This window comes from Ruegeria sp. CDSA021, assembly GCF_059612325.1.
Window position 1 is genome coordinate 70,544 of the sequence record NZ_JBXWQJ010000008.1, and the last position, 19,306, is coordinate 89,849.

Annotated in this window: 16 protein-coding genes; 7 read left to right on the top strand and 9 right to left on the bottom strand. The window is 57.0% G+C overall.

Annotation, left to right across the window (positions count from 1 at the left end; all coding sequences use genetic code 11):
- The first annotated feature begins 290 nt into the window (after nucleotides 1-290).
- The 3 genes from dctP (at nucleotide 291) to AC2FLD_RS12475 (ending at nucleotide 3,406) form a co-directional block, all read left to right on the top strand.
- Entirely contained in the window at nucleotides 291-1,307 is a 1,017-nt protein-coding gene (dctP, locus tag AC2FLD_RS12465) for a TRAP transporter substrate-binding protein DctP (RefSeq protein WP_496672624.1), read from the top strand.
- 61 nt (nucleotides 1,308-1,368) lie between these two features.
- Complete coding sequence (locus AC2FLD_RS12470) at nucleotides 1,369-1,998, top strand: TRAP transporter small permease (protein ID WP_496672622.1); 630 nt, start codon at nucleotides 1,369-1,371, stop codon at nucleotides 1,996-1,998.
- Nucleotides 1,999-2,002: 4 nt separating this feature from the next.
- On the top strand, nucleotides 2,003-3,406 hold the full coding sequence (locus tag AC2FLD_RS12475) for a TRAP transporter large permease (RefSeq protein ID WP_496672620.1): 1,404 nt from the start codon (nucleotides 2,003-2,005) through the stop codon (nucleotides 3,404-3,406).
- Between the two features lie 144 nt (nucleotides 3,407-3,550).
- Here the strand turns inward: AC2FLD_RS12475 and rocF are convergent, their stop codons facing one another.
- Nucleotides 3,551-4,471 carry an arginase gene (gene rocF / locus AC2FLD_RS12480; RefSeq protein WP_496672618.1) on the bottom strand — a complete coding sequence of 307 codons (921 nt, stop codon included), beginning with the start codon at nucleotides 4,469-4,471 and terminating at the stop codon, nucleotides 3,551-3,553.
- A gap of 86 nt (nucleotides 4,472-4,557) precedes the next feature.
- Between rocF and AC2FLD_RS12485 the strand changes: the two genes are divergently transcribed.
- Together AC2FLD_RS12485 and mprF are read left to right on the top strand one after the other, a co-directional pair.
- Nucleotides 4,558-4,986 carry an Lrp/AsnC family transcriptional regulator gene (locus AC2FLD_RS12485; protein WP_050603592.1) on the top strand — a complete coding sequence of 143 codons (429 nt, stop codon included), beginning with the start codon at nucleotides 4,558-4,560 and terminating at the stop codon, nucleotides 4,984-4,986.
- A 100-nt stretch (nucleotides 4,987-5,086) separates the two neighbouring features.
- Complete coding sequence (gene mprF / locus AC2FLD_RS12490) at nucleotides 5,087-7,696, top strand: bifunctional lysylphosphatidylglycerol flippase/synthetase MprF (RefSeq protein ID WP_496672616.1); 2,610 nt, start codon at nucleotides 5,087-5,089, stop codon at nucleotides 7,694-7,696.
- 3 nt (nucleotides 7,697-7,699) lie between these two features.
- On the opposite strand, the gene AC2FLD_RS12495 is transcribed toward mprF, so the two are convergent.
- From AC2FLD_RS12495 to AC2FLD_RS12520, 6 genes are all read right to left on the bottom strand, one after another.
- On the bottom strand, nucleotides 7,700-9,250 hold the full coding sequence (locus AC2FLD_RS12495; RefSeq protein WP_496672614.1) for an efflux transporter outer membrane subunit: 1,551 nt from the start codon (nucleotides 9,248-9,250) through the stop codon (nucleotides 7,700-7,702).
- Nucleotides 9,251-9,261: 11 nt separating this feature from the next.
- Complete coding sequence (locus tag AC2FLD_RS12500) at nucleotides 9,262-10,407, bottom strand: HlyD family secretion protein (RefSeq protein WP_496672612.1); 1,146 nt, start codon at nucleotides 10,405-10,407, stop codon at nucleotides 9,262-9,264.
- A 21-nt stretch (nucleotides 10,408-10,428) separates the two neighbouring features.
- Nucleotides 10,429-10,791 (bottom strand): DUF3302 domain-containing protein, encoded by a 363-nt coding sequence (locus AC2FLD_RS12505; protein ID WP_496672610.1) that lies wholly within the window; start codon nucleotides 10,789-10,791, stop codon nucleotides 10,429-10,431.
- Nucleotides 10,792-10,822: 31 nt separating this feature from the next.
- Nucleotides 10,823-11,398 (bottom strand): disulfide bond formation protein B, encoded by a 576-nt coding sequence (locus AC2FLD_RS12510; protein WP_496672608.1) that lies wholly within the window; start codon nucleotides 11,396-11,398, stop codon nucleotides 10,823-10,825.
- Between the two features lie 10 nt (nucleotides 11,399-11,408).
- Nucleotides 11,409-11,564 carry a DUF5993 family protein gene (locus AC2FLD_RS12515; protein ID WP_172677873.1) on the bottom strand — a complete coding sequence of 52 codons (156 nt, stop codon included), beginning with the start codon at nucleotides 11,562-11,564 and terminating at the stop codon, nucleotides 11,409-11,411.
- Nucleotides 11,565-11,673: 109 nt separating this feature from the next.
- Nucleotides 11,674-12,435 carry a DeoR/GlpR family DNA-binding transcription regulator gene (locus AC2FLD_RS12520; RefSeq protein ID WP_496672606.1) on the bottom strand — a complete coding sequence of 254 codons (762 nt, stop codon included), beginning with the start codon at nucleotides 12,433-12,435 and terminating at the stop codon, nucleotides 11,674-11,676.
- A gap of 181 nt (nucleotides 12,436-12,616) precedes the next feature.
- Here AC2FLD_RS12520 and glpD point away from each other — a divergent pair, with 181 nt between their 5' ends.
- Nucleotides 12,617-14,194, top strand: coding sequence for a glycerol-3-phosphate dehydrogenase (gene glpD, locus AC2FLD_RS12525; protein WP_496672604.1), 1,578 nt, complete (start codon nucleotides 12,617-12,619; stop codon nucleotides 14,192-14,194).
- A gap of 197 nt (nucleotides 14,195-14,391) precedes the next feature.
- Complete coding sequence (locus AC2FLD_RS12530; RefSeq protein WP_496672601.1) at nucleotides 14,392-14,937, top strand: DUF2087 domain-containing protein; 546 nt, start codon at nucleotides 14,392-14,394, stop codon at nucleotides 14,935-14,937.
- 38 nt (nucleotides 14,938-14,975) lie between these two features.
- Here AC2FLD_RS12530 and AC2FLD_RS12535 read toward each other — a convergent pair whose 3' ends face one another.
- A complete protein-coding gene (locus tag AC2FLD_RS12535; protein WP_496672598.1) occupies nucleotides 14,976-18,113 on the bottom strand; it encodes an efflux RND transporter permease subunit in 3,138 nt (1,045 codons plus the stop codon).
- 3 nt (nucleotides 18,114-18,116) lie between these two features.
- On the bottom strand, nucleotides 18,117-19,274 hold the full coding sequence (locus AC2FLD_RS12540) for an efflux RND transporter periplasmic adaptor subunit (RefSeq protein ID WP_496672595.1): 1,158 nt from the start codon (nucleotides 19,272-19,274) through the stop codon (nucleotides 18,117-18,119).
- Nucleotides 19,275-19,306 lie beyond the last annotated feature (32 nt).

The following is a 19,306-nucleotide window of genomic DNA, read 5'->3' on the forward strand; positions in this document are numbered from 1 at the left end:
ATAAATTGCCGTAATCTTTGGGTTTGTTTGTAAAGAAATTTTAATCCAGTCTCAATTTTTGTAAATTACAACGCAAAATTTTGTAAAAAACCTTCGGAAACAAATATTTAATTGTAACGCCTGCTGTTCGTTGTTTCGCGCCGAAGCAGCGGCGTCCTCTCCGGCCAAATCTTCTTCTTGGTGTCAGATGGGTTCACATGCGCGATCCTGAGGGTTGGCACATCAGAATGTTGGCGCTAGCTTCTTTTTCAAGCGTTTCGGAAAGAGGCGCACCAAAGGGAGACAAAATCATGAATAAGATGTTGAGCGGTGCCGCTGTTACCGCCTTGAGCTTTGCGTTTGTAAGTGAGGCTGCCGCGACCGAGTGGAATGCATCCGTTTGGGGCAAACGCCGCGCATTCACCGAGCATGTCGAAAAGCTCGCTGAACTGGTCAGTGAAAAGACCGGAGGAGAGTTCACCATCAATGTCAGCTATGGAGGCTTGTCCAAGCCACGCGAAAACCTGGATGGTATCGAAATCGGGGCGTTCGAGATGGCTCAGTTCTGCGCTGGCTATCACCGCGACAAAAATCGGGCGATCACTGTGCTGGAATTGCCGTTCCTGGGTGTGAACAACCTTGAGGAAGAGGTTGCCGTCAGTCACGCGGTGTATGACCACCCAGCCGTCAAGGATGAGATGGCGCAGTGGAATGCCCGGATCATCATGACCTCGCCCATGCCACAGTATAATATCGTGGGCAAAGGCGAACCCCGTGACCAGTTGGCGGAATTTGATGGAATGCGCGTTCGTGCAACCGGCGGATTGGGTCAAGCCTTTGAGGCTGTGGGTGGTGTGCCGACTTCGGTGCCTGCGACCGAAGCCTTTAATGCAATGGAATCTGGTGTTGTGGATACCGTGGCCTTTGCCCAGCATGCGCACCTGTCCTTTGGCACGATCAATGAGGCCGATTGGTGGACGGCCAACCTGAACCCCGGCACAGTGAACTGTCCTGTGGTTGTGAATATCGACGCCTATGAAGCACTACCTGCCGAGCATCGCGAAGCGTTGAACAGCTCGATTGATGAGGCGATTGATCACTATCTGGCAAACTACGGCGGCCTGCTTGAACAGTGGGACAGCGTCCTTGAGGAAAAGGGCGTGCAGAAGGTCATGATCGACGATGCCGTGATCGAGGAGTTCCGCACCACAGCTGCAGATCCAATCCGCGAGAAATGGATTGCGGATATGTCAGAGCAGGGGCTGCCGGCACAAGACCTGTATGATCTGGTTCAAACCACGCTGAAGCAGCAGCGCGGCGGTAACTGATCTATTTGACCGGGTGCCCTGCCGGGTGCCCGGTTCACTTTCAAGAACAAGGAACCACGGGATGGCAGGACAAGCCACGGTGCTGGAAGACGGAAGCCGTCTGAGCCAGCTGGACCGGCAGTTGTTGAAGCTTGAACGCTTTCTTGCATTGATCAGCGGTTTCGCGGTTTTTGGACTGATGGTTTTGGCCGTGGTTTCCGTCAGCGGGCGCAACGCGCTGAACGCGCCGTTGCCCGGTTACGTCGACTGGATCGAACAGGCGATGCCGCTGATTGCATTTCTGGGTATCTCTTTTGTGCAGCGCGACGGTGGGCATATTCGCATGGACATCGTCATCTCACGGCTTCACGGTCGGGCCTTGTGGCTGTTCGAGCTGATCTCGGTCATTCTGATCCTCGTTCTGATGGTGGCACTGGTGTGGGGCAGTTGGTCCCATTTCGATCGGTCCTTCGATCTTGGCGCGCCGCTCTGGAGCAGGGACAGTTCCATCGACATCAGTATTCCCTTGTGGCCTGCCAAGCTGTTGGCGCCCGTTGCCTTTTCGGTGCTGTGTGTACGGTTGATGCTTCAGGTTTGGGGCTATGGGCGTGCGTTTGTGTTGGGGCTTGAGACCCCTGTGGCGGTGCCGCTTCTTCAGGATGCAGCGGCCCAAGCGGCGGCAGAGGCCGAGCAGTTCGAAGGGCAGGACTAGAAGCATGGGCACGATTGAAATTGGCCTCTGGGTCACGGGTGGTCTGCTGGTTCTGGTCGTCGTCGGAATGCGCGTGGCTTTTGCGGCGGGACTGACGGGTTTGGTTGGGCTCATCTGGATTTTCTGGGCCAAGTTTGGATATGATCCGGACCAGTTTGGCAAAGCTTTGACGGTTGCGGTCAAGACTGCAGGGCAGGTACCACATTCAAAGGTTGCGGCTCATACGCTTAGCCTGATCCCGACCTTCATCCTGATTGGCTATCTGGCCTACTACGCTGGCCTGACGCTCGCTTTGTTCGAAGCTGCCAAACGCTGGGTGGCCTGGGTTCCGGGTGGGCTTGCCGTGTCCACAGTTTTCGCCACCGCAGGTTTTGCCGCTGTATCCGGGGCATCGGTTGCCACATCAGCCGTTTTTGCCCGAATAGCGATCCCAGAGATGCTGAAGGTGGGGTATAACAAACGCTTTGCGGCTGGTGTCGTTGCTGCGGGTGGAACGCTGGCTTCGCTCATCCCGCCTTCGGCCATTCTGGTGATCTACGCCATCATCGTTGAGCAGGATGTCGGCAAGCTGTTGCTGGCCGGATTCATACCGGGTGCGTTTTCTGCAATCGTTTATGGCTTGCTGATTGTCGGGATTGCCGTGGTCTTCAAAACCGTCGGACCGCCTGTCACGGGTTTTACCTGGAAAGAGCGCTTTGCTGCCTTGCCCGGTGCCATTCCGATTGTGGCCGTGATCCTGATCATCATTTGCTTTGTCTACAACCCGTTCGGAGACAAGGCGTGGGGCACCCCTACAGAAGGTGGCGCAATCGGGGCCTTCATCGTGTTCTGTTTCGCCCTGTTCCATGGAATGCGTTGGAAGGAATTCAAATCCGCGCTTTTGGAAACCGCCAAGCTGACCGCCATGATCTTCTCAATCATCTGGGGTGTTCTGATCTATGTGCGGTTTCTTGGCTTCGCAGATCTTCCCGGAGCGTTTTCCGACTGGATTACCGGGCTTGAGATGTCACCGATGATGATCCTGATCTGTATCCTTCTGGCTTATGCTGTGCTGGGCATGTTCATGGATGCAATTGGGATGTTGCTGTTGACCTTGCCCGTTGTCTACCCTGCGGTGATGGCCCTGAACGGAGGTGAGACCGTCAGTGCAGCCGACAGCGCGTTTGGGATGTCGGGCCCGATGTGCGCCATCTGGTTCGGTATCCTTGTGGTTAAAATGGCCGAGTTCTGCCTGATTACACCACCTATCGGGCTGAACTGCTTTGTCGTGGCCGGGGTGCGCCCGGACCTGAGCGTTCAGGACGTGTTCAAGGGCGTGACGCCGTTCTTCATCGCTGATGCCATGACGATCGCAATGCTCGTGGCGTTCCCGGGAATTGTACTCTACCTGCCGTCTCTTGCAGGGTAGCAAGGGCGCGAGGCTATACCTCGCGCAATACGGCCAGAGCGCTTCTCAGCCGTCTAAAGTTGCTGCCCGTCTTTGGGATCATTCGCGCGATACCACCCAGCAGCAACAGGGGTCTCCCTCACTCGCCTGGCAATAAGCACGGCATCAGAAACTGCGGGTGGGGCGGTCGAATATGCGGCGGCCCATCAGTGATGCAGCAAGATCGACAATCAGTTTGGCCGTGCGGCCCCTTTCATCCAGAAACGGGTTCAACTCAACAAGATCCAGTGAGCTGACCAGCCCGCTTTCATGCAGAAGCTCCATTACCAGATGGGCTTCGCGCTCGGTCGCTCCACCGGGGACCGTGGTGCCGACGGCCGGGGCGATGGCAGGGTCGAGGAAATCAACATCCAGCGACACATGAAGCAGCGCGTTTTCGGCGCGTACACGGTCCAGAAAGGCCAGCAGAGGGGCTTTGATCCCATTCTCGTCGATGCTGCGCATGTCGGCCAGCATGGCGCGGTCCTGTTCCAACGCCATACGCTCTGCAGGGTCGACTGAGCGCAAGCCGATCATGCCGACGCGATCCGTCGGGACCAAAGCGGGCAAGGGCGGGAAAGCATCAAAACCTGGTCTTCCGGTAAAATAGGCCACAGGCGTTCCATGCAGGTTGCCGCTGCCCGTGCTGTCTGGTGTGTGAAAGTCGCTGTGGGCGTCCAACCACAGCACGAACAACGGTCGATCCATCCTTGCTGCATGTGCGGCCATTCCGTTGACGGTGCCCATGGACAACGCATGGTCCCCGCCCATGAAAATGGGCACGCCCTGACCGGCGGCTGCCTGCGCCGCTTTACTAAGGGCCTGAGTCCAGCCGACACACTCTGGCAGGGCAAACAGATGCGGATGTTCGAGCAGACCGGTCTCTTCGGGGCGCACGTCGCCCTGATCCTGCACGGAATGGCCAAGATCGGTCAAAGCCTCTTGCAACCCGGCCACACGATAGGCGTCGGGGCCCATCCGGCATCCCTGACGACGCTTTCCGGCGTCCATTGGTGCGCCGATCAGTATGATTTTTTTCATGTCCATGTGTCCATTTACGATGTCAGAGTGCCTTGCGTGAAGACTGCAATTTGCTCAAAATGGTTCCTGATAGTTCTTTATGGGAAGAAAGCATGGACGATTTGGATAACCGATTGCTCAATGCGTTGCAACGCGATGCACGCGCCAGCCTGTCCGAGCTGTCGGAAACGCTGGGCGTGACGCGCACCACTGTGCGCAGCAGGTTGCAGCGCCTGAAACAATCCGGTGAGATCGTCGGCTTCACCATCCTGACACGCAGGGATCTGGCGCAAAGCCCTGTGCGTGGACTGATGATGCTAGAGATTGAAGGGCGCGGGACAGAGCGTGTCATGGCGCGGATAGCGGCCCTGCGGCAGGTGACGGCAGTGCATTCGACCAACGGCAGCTGGGATCTGATCGCAGAGATCAGCACCGAGACCCTGGCCGAACTGGATGAGGTTCTGTTCCAGATCCGCCGCTTTGACGGCATCACACGGTCCGAGACGAATTTGCTGCTGTCCACGCGCAAGGGGCGGCTCTAGTGCTTTGAGATGAAAACAATTTGTGCCACAGTTTCCGGGCAGATGATGTCAGGGTAATCAGCAGACTGACTGGCTTCACAAACAGGCAGGGACGTTCAGCATGACCACTTCGCAGAAAACTGACGAACCTCTGGCCGTGCGCTGGGCGGAACGGATTGCGGCGTTGCTGGAAAAGCCTTGGCTGCGCATCGCGATACCCATTGTCATTACCGGCATCGCCTTGACGGTTCTGCACGATCTGTCGGCGCATGTGAGATGGTCAGAAGTGCAGACTGATATTGCGGCGACGTCATGGAAATTGATGTTCATTGCGCTTTGCTGGACGGGGTTCAGTTTCTTTTCTCTGTCACTTTACGATGTGTTCGCCGTGCAGAGCGTAGCTGAAGGCAAAGTGCCATTGCATGTGGCCGGGATGGCGGGGGCCAGTGGCTATGCCGTATCAAATTGTCTTGGCTTTTCCTACATCACCGGGACCGCAATCCGGTATCGGATCTATGCGTCACTTGGCCTGGACCTGGGGCGTGTGGCCGGGGTGATCGCGACCTCATGGGTCGCGTTCTGGATGGGTCTGATCTTGATCCTTGGCCTGCTATTGACCCTGCATCCCGACGGCATATCCAAGGTGGTGCCGGTCAGCACAACGGTGGAAACCGCCATTGGGCTTTCTTTGCTGGGGGCGTTGGTCGTCCTGTTCGTCTGGCTGTCCAGCGGGGGCAGGCGGCTTTCATTGGCAGGTGTTGGTTTTGATTTGCCGGGCGGGAAACTGGCCAGCCTACTGACGCTGGCCGCGATCGGTGATCTGTTCGGCGCGTCCATGGTGCTTTATGTCCTGATGCCCGACGATCTGGGCGTTGGCTATCCGTATTTCTTCACGATCTATGTTGCCGCCATTGCCGTAGGTATCCTTAGCCACGCACCGGGCGGAATCGGTGTGTTCGAAGCGACGCTGATTGCGGGGCTTGGGGCGTCGGGGCGGTCAGATGTCATAGCAGCATTGCTGTTATACCGGGTGGTTTATACTTTTTTGCCGTTTGCCGTCGCCAGCCTGTCGATTGCTGTGGCATCGGCGCTGACGCAACGGCACCGGATCGGCGGTGCTGCAACCTGGGTGTATAGGGTCATCCGTCCCATGGTCCCCATTGTTGCAGCGGGCGTTGCGGCGGTGGCCGGGGTGATCCTTTTGGTATCAGGGGCACTGCCTGCGGGTTCACAGAACCTTGGCGTATTGAAGGATGTTCTGCCGCTGTCCTTTGTCGAGGCCTCGCACCTTGTGGGCAGTGCCATTGGTGTTCTGCTGTTGCTGGTGTCGCGCGGCTTGTTCCGCAAGCTCTACCGCGCATGGCTGGTGGCGATGCTGCTGATGGTTGCGGGGTTCTTTGCCTCGCTCGCCAAGGGCCTGGACACGCACGAAGCGGTGTCGATGTTGGGAACGATAGGCGTTTTGGCCCTGTTCCGTGGCGCGTTTTACCGGGTCAGCGGCGCATCGATCTTTCGCCTGAACATCCCATGGCTGATTAGCGTTGTCGTGTTGCTGGCCGTCATCTTCTGGATTGGGTTGTTCGCTTATTCCCACGTCGAATACCAAAACGCTTTGTGGTGGGAGTTTGCATGGAATGGCGACGCCTCACGCTTTTTGCGGTCGAGCCTCGTTGTGGCTGTGATCGTCGGCGTGGTGGCCGTCAACTCTTTGTTTGGACGCGAGATTCCAACACCGCAACGCACTGAAATCCCCGAGGTGGTCGAACGGTTGGTGATGGAAAGTGAGGATACCGAATCCCAGATATCCCTGACCGGCGACAAGCAATTTCTGATCTCGCCGGATGAAACGGCCTTTATCGTCTATGCTGATACCGGCAACGCTGTGATCTCAAAAGGGGAACCGGTCGGGGATGAGGTCGCAGGCCGGCAATTGATCTGGCAGCTTCGGGAAAAGGCGGACCGTGAAGGAAAGTTGTGTGCGTTCTACAGTGTTTCGACCAAATACCTGCCGACTTTTCTGGATCTTGGCCTGTCGATCCTGAAAATAGGCGAGGTTGCTCGGGTGCCGCTGCAAGACTTCTCGCTGGATGGAAAGTCGCGCAAACGGTTCCGGCAAGCCAAGAACAGGGCCGAACGCGAAGGCTATGTGTTCGAGATCATCCCGAAGGAAAAGCTGGCACCCGTTCTGCCTGAGTTGCGCGAAATTTCTGATCATTGGCTGGAGCAAAAGGCCGGGGCTGAAAAGGGATTTGCACTAGGGGGCTTTGACGATCAGTACCTGTCGTATTTCGATCATGCAGTATTGCGCGATGGAAACACAGGCAAGATCAAGGCGTTCGCCAACCTGTTCCAAGGCGGCGACAAATCCGAGCTGTCATTGGATCTGATGCGGTATGAGCCAGACAGCCCAAGCTTTGTGATGGACGCGCTGTTTGCCGAGATGATGGTTTGGGGCTCGGAGCAGGGCTTTCACTGGTTCTCGCTGGGGGCCGCGCCGTTCTCGGGTATAGAAAATCGGCAACATGCCTCGCTCTGGAACCGGATCGGAGGGTTCGTCTACGAGCATGGCGAGCAGTTTTATCATTTTGAAGGCTTGCGCAGCTTCAAGCAAAAGTTCGACCCGGAATGGAGCCCGAATTATCTGGCCAGCCCCGGCGGGCTGGCTGCGCCGCGCATTTTGTATGAGGTCAATATCCTGATCTCAGGTGGGCTGCGCGGACTGACCAAGTAGGGCTTAGTTCAGACTGGCACCGGTTGGGGTTTTCTGCAGCAGATCGCCCCAGTCGGTGCGATAGGCCATTTCGGCCAATACGGTTTCGGGTAGAAATTCCTGGTTTTGACGGATCTGCCAGCCGCCGCCCAACCCCTTGTAAACCGCAACCAGATTACTGGAAACTTGCTGCCGTGCTTCAATCAGATTGGCTTGCGAGCGCAGCAGGGCCGTTTGCGTGTTCAGGATACGTGAATAGCTGGCAATGCCGTCCGTGTACTGGCTGACCGCGATCTCAGCCGCCTTGCGCGAGGCGTCGACGCTTTGCTGATAGAACCCAACCTGTTTGCGTGCCTGCGCATAAGCGACCATCGCGCTTTCCACCTCGGAATAGGCGGTCAGCACGGTGTTCTGGTAATTGGCGATCAGCGCCTGATAAGCGGCGTCCTGTGCGCGGACATTGTTCTTGATGCGCCCATAATTCAACACGTTCCAGACGACGCCGGCACTGACCAGACCGGTTGCGCTGTTGCCGCTGAACAGATCACGTCCGCCTGACGCCTGCAGACCAATCGCGCCTGACAGGACAAACTGCGGATACAGATCCGCCATCGCAATGCCCACCTGCGCCGATTGCGTCGCAGCAGCCAATTCCGCAGCCCGCACATCCGGGCGTCGGCGCAGAAGTTCAGCGGGTACACCCACAGCCACATTTGTCCGCGCAGACGGGATGCGGCCGGTATTCCCCAACAGGTTTGTCATCCGAGACGGCGTGACACCCAGCAGCACCGCCAAGGCATTCTTGGTCTGTTGCAGGTCACTTTCCAGGTCTGGCACCAAGGCTTTGGTGTTGTTGAGCAGGGCGGTGGATTCCTGCACGTCCAGCTCGGTCGTGACACCATTGTTGAAACGTAATTGGGTCAGATCAGCAGATGCTTGCTGCAACTTGATGTTTTCGCGCGCAACTGCCAGAGACTCCTGCAACGCACGGATATTGACGTACAGAGCAGCCACATCCCCGGTCAGCGTCACCAGTGCGTCGTCGTAATTGGCCACCTGAAGCGCCAGATTGGACCGCGCGGCCTGAACGCCGCGCCGCTGCGCGCCCCAGACATCCAGCTCCCATTGGGCATCGAAGCCGACTTGTGAGGTTGAGAATTCGGTATCCAGCGGAATGATGCGATTGATATCGGCGATGGGTCCAAGATTGTCGCTGATCTGCCGTCGCTGTAGTGATCCTCCAATGGCCTGGGATTGCGGATAAAGCTCGCCAAATGCGATGCCCAACTGTGCCCGAGCCTGTAACACGCGCGCACCCGCAACCTGAAGGGTCAGGTTTTGCGCATAAGCTTCTGCAATAAGCCTGTTGAGGGTCGGATCATTGAACGTCTCCCACCACTTCACCACAGGTGCGCTGCGCGATGTCAGGCCGCTTTGGCCAGTGCCGGGGTTGTTCACCTCGATCCATTGCTTCACGACCGGAGAGTTCGGGCGCACGAAATCCGGTCCCACCGGCGCGCAGGCTGCGAGGGTTGCGGCGCAAAGAGCGGTGCCAAGCAGCTGGCGGAGTGTCATTGTGCGCATCCTCAAATATCCAGTGGTCGGATGAAGTTGGCGAAGGAATAGAGACGGATGTTGATGCGTCTCAGGAACTCAAAGCTTTTGCCCATGCCCGTATAGATTGCCACCGCCGCGTGGCCACCTGCGGGGAATGTGTGGCCTTCTGGCAGATCCACGGTGATCTGCACTGCAATTCGACCGGGCAGTTTGGGCAGTTCAAAACCGGGCAGGCGTCCCGAAGGAAGGTATTGCCCTTGCCGAGTTGCCCACCAGATTGCCTCGACCTTTCCATTCAGGATTTCACCGGGATAGAGATCCAGCGCCACCTCAACCTCTTGCCCAGGTTCGACAAATTTGAGGTTCTGCTGACGGAACGTGGCGAGGATATAAGGGCTGTCCTCGGTCACGAAACTGGCAATTGCGCCCAGGCGAACGTCGCCGACAACCAGACCAGGACGTGCCTGTTGAGAAACGATCATACCGTTTTCTGGTGCATAGATTGTTGTGTTTTCCAGAAAATACTCGGCTTCAGCCAATTGGGCCTGAGCCTGAAGAATACCCGTGTTCACGCCGTCTATCTGCGATTCCACAGCCAGTTGCGCCTTTTCCAGATTTGCCTGAGCCTGTTTGACGGCGGCCAGATCTTCGGTCACCTGCTCGTTCCAGCGATCCAAATCGTCCTGCCGTGCTCCACCAGCGGGCACGAGGTTTTCATAGCGGGCTTGTTGGGTCTGCGCATAAGCCAGCTGCGCATTTGCCCGTTCCACTGCTTCGGTCGACGCGATCACATCCTGTTCCAGAATTTTGGCATTCTGCTCGGCCGCGACCAGTTGGGCCTTTGAATTGTCCACCGCCAGTGAAAACACGGTGTCATCAAAGCGATAAAGCGGATCGCCTTTTGTAACCTGAGTATTGGGCTCGACCAGTACCTCGGTCAATATCGTTGGCTGCGTCAGTTTGGGCACGATCTGTATGGTCGAACGCACCACATGACTGTCTGCCGAGAAGGGCTGAAAGAACCGCAGCGCCACCAGAAAGATCAGCAGCAGATGCGCGCCCACCCAGAACGAGACGATGCCCCAGGCAATGTTGAATTTCAGAAGTTCCAGCTTGAAGAAGATGAGCCAGACAAAAATGATGTAAAAAAGAGTGATGCTAAGGGCGACGAGCATGTTTGTTGGTTTCCTTCGGCCTTAGCTTTTCTGCGTATCGTCTGTGTCCAGACGATCCTGATACTCGGGCCTGATCTTGCCGCCCAGACGTTTGATTTCGTCGCGAATGGCATCTTTCTCTTCGTCTGGGCCCCGGCGCATGTCGACGGTGATTCCATCATGGAACGCCCACATAAAGGCGTGGACCCATGGGACCACGGCCAGAAATCCCATCCATCCCATGATCTTGACGGCTTCGGCATGAGGGTGATTGCGTTTAATTGCGATCCGCCCCGGAAGCCCCATGAGGAAGAGAAACAACGCCATCACCGCCGCAAGCAGCAGGATCAACGCCACGAAAGTCAGATAGTCGTAATAGCCTAGCGGCTGCCCCAATAGTCCCAAGCTCGTGCCTCCTTTTCGGGCGAAGGTTGTCTTATCCTCCGTCGTCCGCGTCCAGTTCGTCAATCAATTTGTAGCTTGTCGGCGGGTCAGCGCAGATGCCGGGACCGCATTCCAGCAGGGTTGACCCGGCATTCACCACAGCCAGCGCCAGCATGATGAAAAAGGCTGTTTTGGCCAGTTTGTTTCCCCCAAATTTCGGCTCTGCGGACGCGTCGTTGTCGTACTGACGCTCAAACAACAGCATGATCGCCGTGCCCAGCAAAATGAGGAAAAAGGCGATCCCGGCCCATGTGTAATAGTGGAGCCCCAGAACCGGTGATCCGTAGTGGCCTGTTCCGGGTACGATATGCAGCAGGATTTGGCGGATCGAAACACTGCCGCCGTACAGTGCTGCGATCAGCACAATGGCATAATGTTGTGGTCTAGCTCCATAGAGCAGGTTCAAGCCAAGCCCCACACCAACCGCCACAAGCCCAACACGTTGCAATAAGCAAAGTGGGCAAGGCAGTTCGTAAAGAACAAGCTGATAGAAAAACGCCAAAGCCAAGACAAGGCAGACGGCAAGCATACCCAGCGCGTTGAGCGTGCGGGACAGTTCAGGTGTCATGCCGGTCCCCTCAAAGTTGAATTGTCAGTTGGCTGGTGGCGTGGAATTTCAACCAATAGATGCTGAGAGCCAACGTGGCGAAAAACAGCACGTTGCCGACCTTAGTCAAGTTGAAATAGTTGAGCCCCATTGTGACGGTAAACAGCAGAAATAATAAAGCAATCATGGCCCGGTCTTCCCCTCCCGTGCGCATTGTAACAAGTAGTGGATAGTGTCAGGCTGAACGGCATCTGACAAGCTGCGCAATTCACCCAAACGTTGAAGTGCGAAAGTTACTACGCGCAGAGAACGACTTCTGTTCGCCACTCCCGACAGTGTTGCGGTAGATCACCCGGCAGATGAACGTCTGTGTAAATCGTATCGATTTCGGACATCGAGGTGATCCGTGCAGGGGCCGAACGCTGAAACTTTGAATGATCTGCCACCAGAAAGGTGCGCCGTGCTTGTGCGATGATGGTTTGGCTGACCTGAACTTCTTGAAAATCGAAATCCAACAGATCTCCGTCTCGATCCAGCGCCGAGCATCCGATGACGGCCAGATCAAACTTAAACTGTTGGATGGTTGAAACAGTCAGGGTGCCGATCAACCCGCCATCCGAGCGCCGCAGAACACCGCCAGCCATGACAACTTCGCAATCTGGGTTTTCAATAAGGATGTTGGCGACGTTCATGTTGTTCGTCACGACCATCAGGTTCTTATGGCTCAGCATTTGCCGCGCCACGGCCTCGGTCGAGGTGCCAATATTCATGAAGATTGACGCGCCATCTGGAATTTCCGCAGCGCAGGCTTGTGCGATGCGCGTTTTGGCATCCGCGTTCAGCGCACGTCGGTCGTCATAGCCGATATTGGACACGCCTGAGCGTAGAACCGCGCCGCCATGGACCCGGTCAAGTTTACCGGCATCAGCCAGTTCGGTCAGGTCGCGCCGGATCGTCTGAACGGTGACGCCAAAACGTTCAGCCAGCCCGTCAACCGTGACGCGCCCTTCGGTACTGGCGATGTCCAGAATGTCGGATTGGCGAAAAGACAGAGACATGGGGCGGGTCCACTCAAAAACGCGTTCCTTCGTTTTTGTTCTTTTGGGTAAGTTTGGCAAGAAGGGCTGCGAATTTTTCATATCAGAGTTGCAAAAAGAAAATAAACGAACATAAACATTGACCAAGCGAATGACTTTCGGACTAATGCGCCAGACAATGCCTCGCGAGGAATCAAAAGATATGCAGTCGACGGACGATCAGATCACAGACCTTTTCATCATTGGCGGCGGCATCAATGGCTGTGGTATCGCACGGGACGCCGCCGGGCGGGGCTTGTCGGTGACACTGGCGGAAATGAACGATCTGGCATCGGCTACGTCTTCGGCATCGACCAAGCTGTTTCATGGCGGGTTGCGATACCTGGAGTTTTTTGAAATTCGGCTGGTCCGCGAGGCATTGATCGAACGTGAAACCCTGCTGCGGGCGATGCCACATATCAGCTGGCCGATGCGCTTTGTGTTGCCTTACCACAAGGACATGCGGTTTGACTCGGAAACGCCGACCTCTCGCTTGCTCAGCACGGTGATGCCATGGATGCGTGGGCGGCGTCCGGCCTGGCTGATCCGTTTGGGGTTGTTCCTGTATGACAATCTTGGCGGGCGCAAAATCCTGCCCGGAACCACGTCGCTGAACCTGCGCACGGCACCGGAAGGGGCCCCTTTGCAAGACAGGTTCGAAACGGCCTATGAGTACTCCGACTGTTGGATCGAGGATTCCCGTCTGGTGGTCCTGAATGCGCGTGATGCTGAGGCGCGAGGTGCACAGATCATGGTGCGGACCAAAGTGATCTCGGCCGAGCGGGTGGGTGATCTGTGGGAGGTGACGGTGCGGGATCGGGACAGTAACCAGACCCGTGTGATCCAGGCCAGAATGTTGATCAACGCAGGTGGTCCGTGGGTCGGCGACATCATCCAGACCAAGATCCGCGTGAACTCGCGCGAGGGCGTTCGGCTGGTGCGCGGCAGTCATATCGTGACGCCTAGATTGTACGATCACGACAAGTGTTATTTCTTTCAAGGCGAAGATGGCCGCATCATCTTTGCCATTCCCTACGAGCAGGGCTTCACCCTGATTGGCACAACCGATCAGGATCATCCGGATCCGTCCACCGCGCCGGTATGTACCGAGGCCGAGCAGGAGTATTTGTGTGCGTTCGCGTCAAAATACTTCCAACGCGCCGTGACCCGCGATGATATTGTCTGGACGTATTCCGGTGTGCGCCCGCTGTATGACGATGGGGCCAGCAGCGCCACAGCGGCGACGCGAGACTATACGTTGAAAGTTGATGCGCAGGGTGGGGCGCCTGTTTTGAACGTGTTTGGTGGCAAGATCACCACCTATCGCAGGCTTGCAGAAAGCGCGCTAGAAAAAGTGGCCGATTTCTTTCCGGACCTGCCCAAACCCTGGACTGCTGGAGTTGCTCTGCCCGGTGGAGACTTTCCGGTGGACTCCGTCGACACCCTTCAAAGCGACCTTCTGGCGGAATACCCGTTCCTCGACCCAGCATGGGCGGCCCGCTTGATCCGCGCCTACGGGACCGAGGCGCGCGAGGTAATAGGTGGTGCAAAACAGGTGTCTGACCTTGGTGAGGATTTTGGCGCAACCTTGACCGCGCAAGAGGTCGCTTGGTTGATGGACAAGGAATATGCCCGCACTGCCGAAGATGTCGTCTGGCGACGCAACAAGCTGGGGCTTCGGCTCAGTGACGAGCAAATCGCGCGGATCGATCGCTGGATGGCCGAGCGGCGCAGCGCGTGACTGGGTTTGCAGGCCCCTTGGCGGTGGACCCCTGTTATGCTAGCCCTTGGGTACGGTCGGCAGACACCGAGGCGCCGTTGCTCTTTCTCAGAGTGCTAAACCTGCCTTTAACGGATGATTGACATCGCAACACTCAGGGCGTTGCTTCGTCAGGTCAGCGGCCAACGAATGCACAGAACGCCCGATTTGGATGTGTGATGAGCAAGATACCAGTCCCTTTGCATGTGGATGATCTGACACCCTTTGTTCGAACCTTGGCCACCCAGTTGGGAGAGGCCAGCCCCTCGCACTTGACTCTGATGAACATGGTCGCGCGCGCGGCTGGTTATCAGAATGTACAACATATGCGCGCCGACAGCGCCGCCAGTCGCAGATTGCAGGCGCGCTCGGACCCGCCAGCGGCCAATGCGCGAGCAGTAGAACGCACGTTATACCTGTTCGACACGCAGGGCAGGTTGCGGCAATGGCCTTCGAAACGTTCGGTGCAAAACCTGTCACTTTGGGCTCTGTGGGCTGCAGTGCCATCGGGTAGGGCCGTAAATGAGGCCGAGGTCAACGCCTGTCTCAATGCCGAGCATTGTTTCGATGACCCTGCCACGTTGCGGCGCACGATGATCTCTTGCGGGTTGCTGACGCGGCGCAGGGATGGATCAGAGTATCGCAGGATCGAGCAGGAACCGCCGATTGACGCGAAACAGGTGATCCACGAGATTGCCAAACGGCGCCGCGCAAGATCACGCTAAGAAAAAACCCCGCCGTTGAGGCGGGGTTAATTACAGGATCAGGCCGCAGACTCGGACGGGTCGGGATCGTTTTTGCTGCCTTTCAGCCACTCTCTCATGCTTTGCATGAGGGCGTAGAGCACCGGAACCACGATCACACCAACCAGCGTCGCGGCCAACATACCGCCGAACACAGCCACACCAATCGCCTTCTGGCTGGCAGCGCCGGCACCATTGGCGGCCAGCAGCGGAACAACCCCCAGCAGGAAGGACAGGGCGGTCATCATCACAGCGCGGAAACGTTGATGCGCGGCCTCGGCTGCGGCTTCTTTGATCGACAGGCCCTTGGCGCGTTGCTCCATCGCAAATTCAACGATCAAAATGCCGTTTTTCGACGCCAGCCCCACCAGCATGATCATCCCGATCTGCGTATAAAGATTGATGTCACTGCCGACGATGGCGACCGCCGCCACCGCCCCGAACAGGGCCACGACCACGGACAGCAGGATCGAGACGGGCAAGGTCCAGCTTTCATACTGACCAACCAGGAACAGGTATCCAAACAGGATCGCAAGCCCCAGAATGATGACCACCAGACTGCCCGAGGCCAGCTGTTGCTGGGCCGTGCCGGTCCATTCGAACGCATATCCGGGGGGCAGGGCGGTTTGGGATTCCTCTGTCATTACCGTAATGGCGTCACCACTGGACAGGCCAGGCGCGGGTACAGCTGTCACCGTGGCCGACCGGAACAGGTTGTGCCGTTTCAGCAGGACCGGCCCCAATACGTTTTCCACGTCGATCAGTGTGCCCAAAGGCACCATGTCGCCATTCTGCGAACGGACGTAGAGATTGGCGATATCATCGACATTGTCGCGATAGGTGCCATCGGCCTGGATCATGACGCGATAGACGCGGCCAAACAGGTTGAAGTCATTTACATAGTAAGACCCCAATTGCGCCTGCATGGTCTGAAAAACTTCGGCCACCGAGACATTGAGCGTCTTGGCTTTTTCACGATCCAGATCCACGAAAAGCTGCGGAACGTTGGCGCGGAAGGTTGTATAGGCTTGCCCGATCTCGGCCCTTTGATTGGCCGAATACACGAACGAACCCACGGCTGAGGCAAGATCCTGAGGCGTGCCTCCACCGGTTTGCTGCACCTCCATTTCAACCCCGGCAGACATGCCGAGACCCTGGATGGGCGGCGGGTTGAAGGCAACGATTGAGGCAGCTGACTCGCTGTTGGATATCGCCAGTACTTTGGCGAGGATGGCATCAGCACTCAGGTCGTCTTCCTGCCGCTCGCTCCAGTTGTCGAGGTTCACAAAGATCGCGGCACCGTTGGTGATCGTACCGTTCAGCAGCGAAAAGCCGTTGACCAGAACCGTGCTGGCCACGCCGGGGATTTCGCGCAGCTGATCGTCAAGGCGGGCGGTCACAGCCTCGGTCCGTTCCAACGTCGCCGCATCGGGCAATTGCACGTCGACGAACAGATAGCCGTTGTCCTCAAGCGGGATAAACCCGGCTGAGGTGTTCGACATGATCGTTCCCGTTCCCATGCCAAGCCCAACCACGATGGCCAGTGCAATGGCCGGAAAAACCAACAGCTTTCGTACAATGGCGACATAACCACTGCGCACGGTGCCGATGAAGCTTTCGAACACGGCAAGCAGCCCTTTGGGCGGGCCAGATCGTGCCTGAAGGACCAACCCACACAGCGCGGGCGACAGGGTCAGCGCGTTGATGGACGAAATCACAACAGCGGTTGAGATCGTGACTGCGAACTGAGAATAGAGCCGTCCCGAGATGCCGGGCATAAAGGTGACCGGCACAAAAACCGCCAACAGAACCAGCGTGGTTGCGATAACCGGGCCAGTGATCTGGCCCATCGCTTTTCGGGTCGCCTCAGCAGGAGGCAGCCCTTCGTCGGCGATGATGCGTTCAACGTTTTCAACCACGACGATGGCGTCATCCACCACAATCCCGATGGCAAGGACCAGCGCGAACAGAGAGATCGTGTTCAACGACATGCCGAAGGCCAACAAGAAGGCAAAGGTACCTATCAAAGAGACCGGGATGGCCACAGCGGGAATGATCGTGGCACGCCAGCTTCCCAGGAACACAAAAACCACCGAGATCACGAGGATGAAGGTCAGGATCAGGGTCGAAACCACGTCGTTCAGAGAAGACTCGACGAAGTCAGTTGTGTTGAAAGGCACATCATATTCGATGTCGGTGGGAAACGCGCGGGACAGGCGGTCCAGTTCAGCCTGTACGCGGTCCGAGACCGCCAGAGCGTTGGCGCCAGGGGCTTGATAGATGCCTATCACTGTGGCCGGGACCGCTTGGAAATAGCCCGAAGCCGAATAAAACTGTGCGCCTAGTTCTGTACGTGCGATGTCTTTGACGCGGACAATCGCGCCATCGGCACCGGTGCGGATCACGATGTCGCCAAACTCATCCGCCGAAGTCAGACGACCCTTGGATTTGATCGTGTACTGAAACGTCTGCCCTTCAGGCACCGGAGGCGCGCCAATCGAACCGGCGGACACTTCGATATTCTGTTCACGGATTGCGTTTATCACGTCGCCCGGAGTGATGGACAGCGCTGCCATCTTGTCGGGATCCATCCAGATCCGCATTGCGTATTCCAGGTTGGTCAGAACATCGGCTTTACCAACGCCCTGCACGCGTGCCAGCGCGTCGCGCAGGTTGATCGAGGCATAGTTCGACAAAAACACGCTGTCATAGGTGCCATTCGGTGAGGTCAACGTCACCAGCAACAGCATGTTGGTCGAAGCCTTTTGTGTGACCACTCCCGAAGATGTCACTTCGCTCGGCAGCGATGACATGGCCTGCGCCACCCGGTTCTGCACGTTGACAGATGCGATGTCTGGATCCGTGCCCACCTCGAAGGTGATATTCAGAGAATACGAGCCGTTATCGGATGAGGTGGACGTCATGTATATCATGTCGTCCACGCCGTTGACCTGTGCCTCAATCGGCGCGGCGACAGTATTTTCCACCGTTTCCGCATTCGCGCCGGTATAAGTGGTTGTAACGCTGACAACGGGTGGCGTGATATCCGGGAACTGCGCCACCGGCAGCACCAGATAGCCGATGCCGCCCATGATGGTCAGTACCAGCGAAATGACAAGCGCCAGCTTGGGCCGGCTGATGAACAGGGCTGAGAACATCAGTTATTCTCCCGGCTGTTCAGAGGCAACGACCGCGTCAACAGCCACGCCGGGGCGGACCCTCTGCAGGCCCTCAACAATCACACTTTCACCTTCGCGCAGACCGTCCGTCACGATGATCGCGGTGCCGTATGTGTCGCCAGTGGTGATGTAGCGCTGTTCCACCATCTGTTTGTCATTGACCACCAGAACAAACTCACCCCGCTGATCGCGCTGCAAGGCGGCTTGCGGCACAAGAACCTGCAAGGTCGGCTCCAGCGCTTCGATCTGTACGTTTACAAATGCACCATCCAGGATCAGCCGGTTTGCGTTGTCGAACTGGGCGCGGACCGTGATCGCGCCGGTCAAGGGATCAATGCGGTTATCGACGAAGACGATTCTGCCGGTTTCATCCAACTCGCTTCCATTTGGCAGGATCACGTGAACATTAGGACTTTGCGGGCTTTCCGCCAAAGAGGCCGAGTTTTCGCCATAGGTTTCCAAAACGGTCGTGAATAATTTTTCGTTAAGAGAAAAATTCACGTAAATTGGCATTTCGCTGACGATATTGACCAGTGGAGGGTTGTTTGGACCGACCACGTCGCCAACGCTGGTGGTGATGCTGCCGATACGCCCGTCAAACGGCGCGTGAATCTGCGTATAACTCAGGTCAAGATCGGCTTGTTGGATCGCGGCATTCGCTGCCTTCACCTCTGCCTCTGCAACCAACTCGTTGGCGCGGGCAATGTCGCGTTCCGATTCCGGCGTGGCGTCGCGTTTGTACAGTTCTTCTTTACGGGCAAGATCGACTTTTGCGAGTTCGAGATTTGCCTGCGCTCGGTTCAGATCAGCTTTGCGGGCCTCAAGTGTCGCTTCGTAAAGGTCGGGTTCGATGGTGAACAGCAGGTCCCCTTCCTTGACTGTTGCGCCATCCTCGACCTCGCGGCTGTTGAGAAACCCGTTCACGCGGGCCACGATGTCGACCTTGTTGATTGCCTGAGCACGCCCGATGAATGTGGCCTCGTCGGTGATTTCTTCGGTATAGGCCGCCGAAATCGACACTTTTGGCGGCGCGCCTTCCTCTTGCGCGACTGCGGCGTGCGCCAGTCCCAGGGACAACAGCAAAAGTGCAGTGGCCAGAGGCCTGCCGGTCCGGGTGGAAGGAATATGTGCTGGGAACATGTAACGCCTCGTACGTGACAGAAACAATTGAT

Coding starts and splice junctions, on each gene's coding strand:
- dctP (WP_496672624.1), top strand. CDS start 291: ATGAATAAGATGTTGAGCGGTGCCGCTGTTACCGCCTTGAGCTTTGCG.
- AC2FLD_RS12470 (WP_496672622.1), top strand. CDS start 1,369: ATGGCAGGACAAGCCACGGTGCTGGAAGACGGAAGCCGTCTGAGCCAG.
- AC2FLD_RS12475 (WP_496672620.1), top strand. CDS start 2,003: ATGGGCACGATTGAAATTGGCCTCTGGGTCACGGGTGGTCTGCTGGTT.
- rocF (WP_496672618.1), bottom strand. CDS start 4,471: ATGGACATGAAAAAAATCATACTGATCGGCGCACCAATGGACGCCGGA.
- AC2FLD_RS12485 (WP_050603592.1), top strand. CDS start 4,558: ATGGACGATTTGGATAACCGATTGCTCAATGCGTTGCAACGCGATGCA.
- mprF (WP_496672616.1), top strand. CDS start 5,087: ATGACCACTTCGCAGAAAACTGACGAACCTCTGGCCGTGCGCTGGGCG.
- AC2FLD_RS12495 (WP_496672614.1), bottom strand. CDS start 9,250: ATGACACTCCGCCAGCTGCTTGGCACCGCTCTTTGCGCCGCAACCCTC.
- AC2FLD_RS12500 (WP_496672612.1), bottom strand. CDS start 10,407: ATGCTCGTCGCCCTTAGCATCACTCTTTTTTACATCATTTTTGTCTGG.
- AC2FLD_RS12510 (WP_496672608.1), bottom strand. CDS start 11,398: ATGACACCTGAACTGTCCCGCACGCTCAACGCGCTGGGTATGCTTGCC.
- AC2FLD_RS12515 (WP_172677873.1), bottom strand. CDS start 11,564: ATGATTGCTTTATTATTTCTGCTGTTTACCGTCACAATGGGGCTCAAC.
- AC2FLD_RS12520 (WP_496672606.1), bottom strand. CDS start 12,435: ATGTCTCTGTCTTTTCGCCAATCCGACATTCTGGACATCGCCAGTACC.
- glpD (WP_496672604.1), top strand. CDS start 12,617: ATGCAGTCGACGGACGATCAGATCACAGACCTTTTCATCATTGGCGGC.
- AC2FLD_RS12530 (WP_496672601.1), top strand. CDS start 14,392: ATGAGCAAGATACCAGTCCCTTTGCATGTGGATGATCTGACACCCTTT.
- AC2FLD_RS12535 (WP_496672598.1), bottom strand. CDS start 18,113: ATGTTCTCAGCCCTGTTCATCAGCCGGCCCAAGCTGGCGCTTGTCATT.
- AC2FLD_RS12540 (WP_496672595.1), bottom strand. CDS start 19,274: ATGTTCCCAGCACATATTCCTTCCACCCGGACCGGCAGGCCTCTGGCC.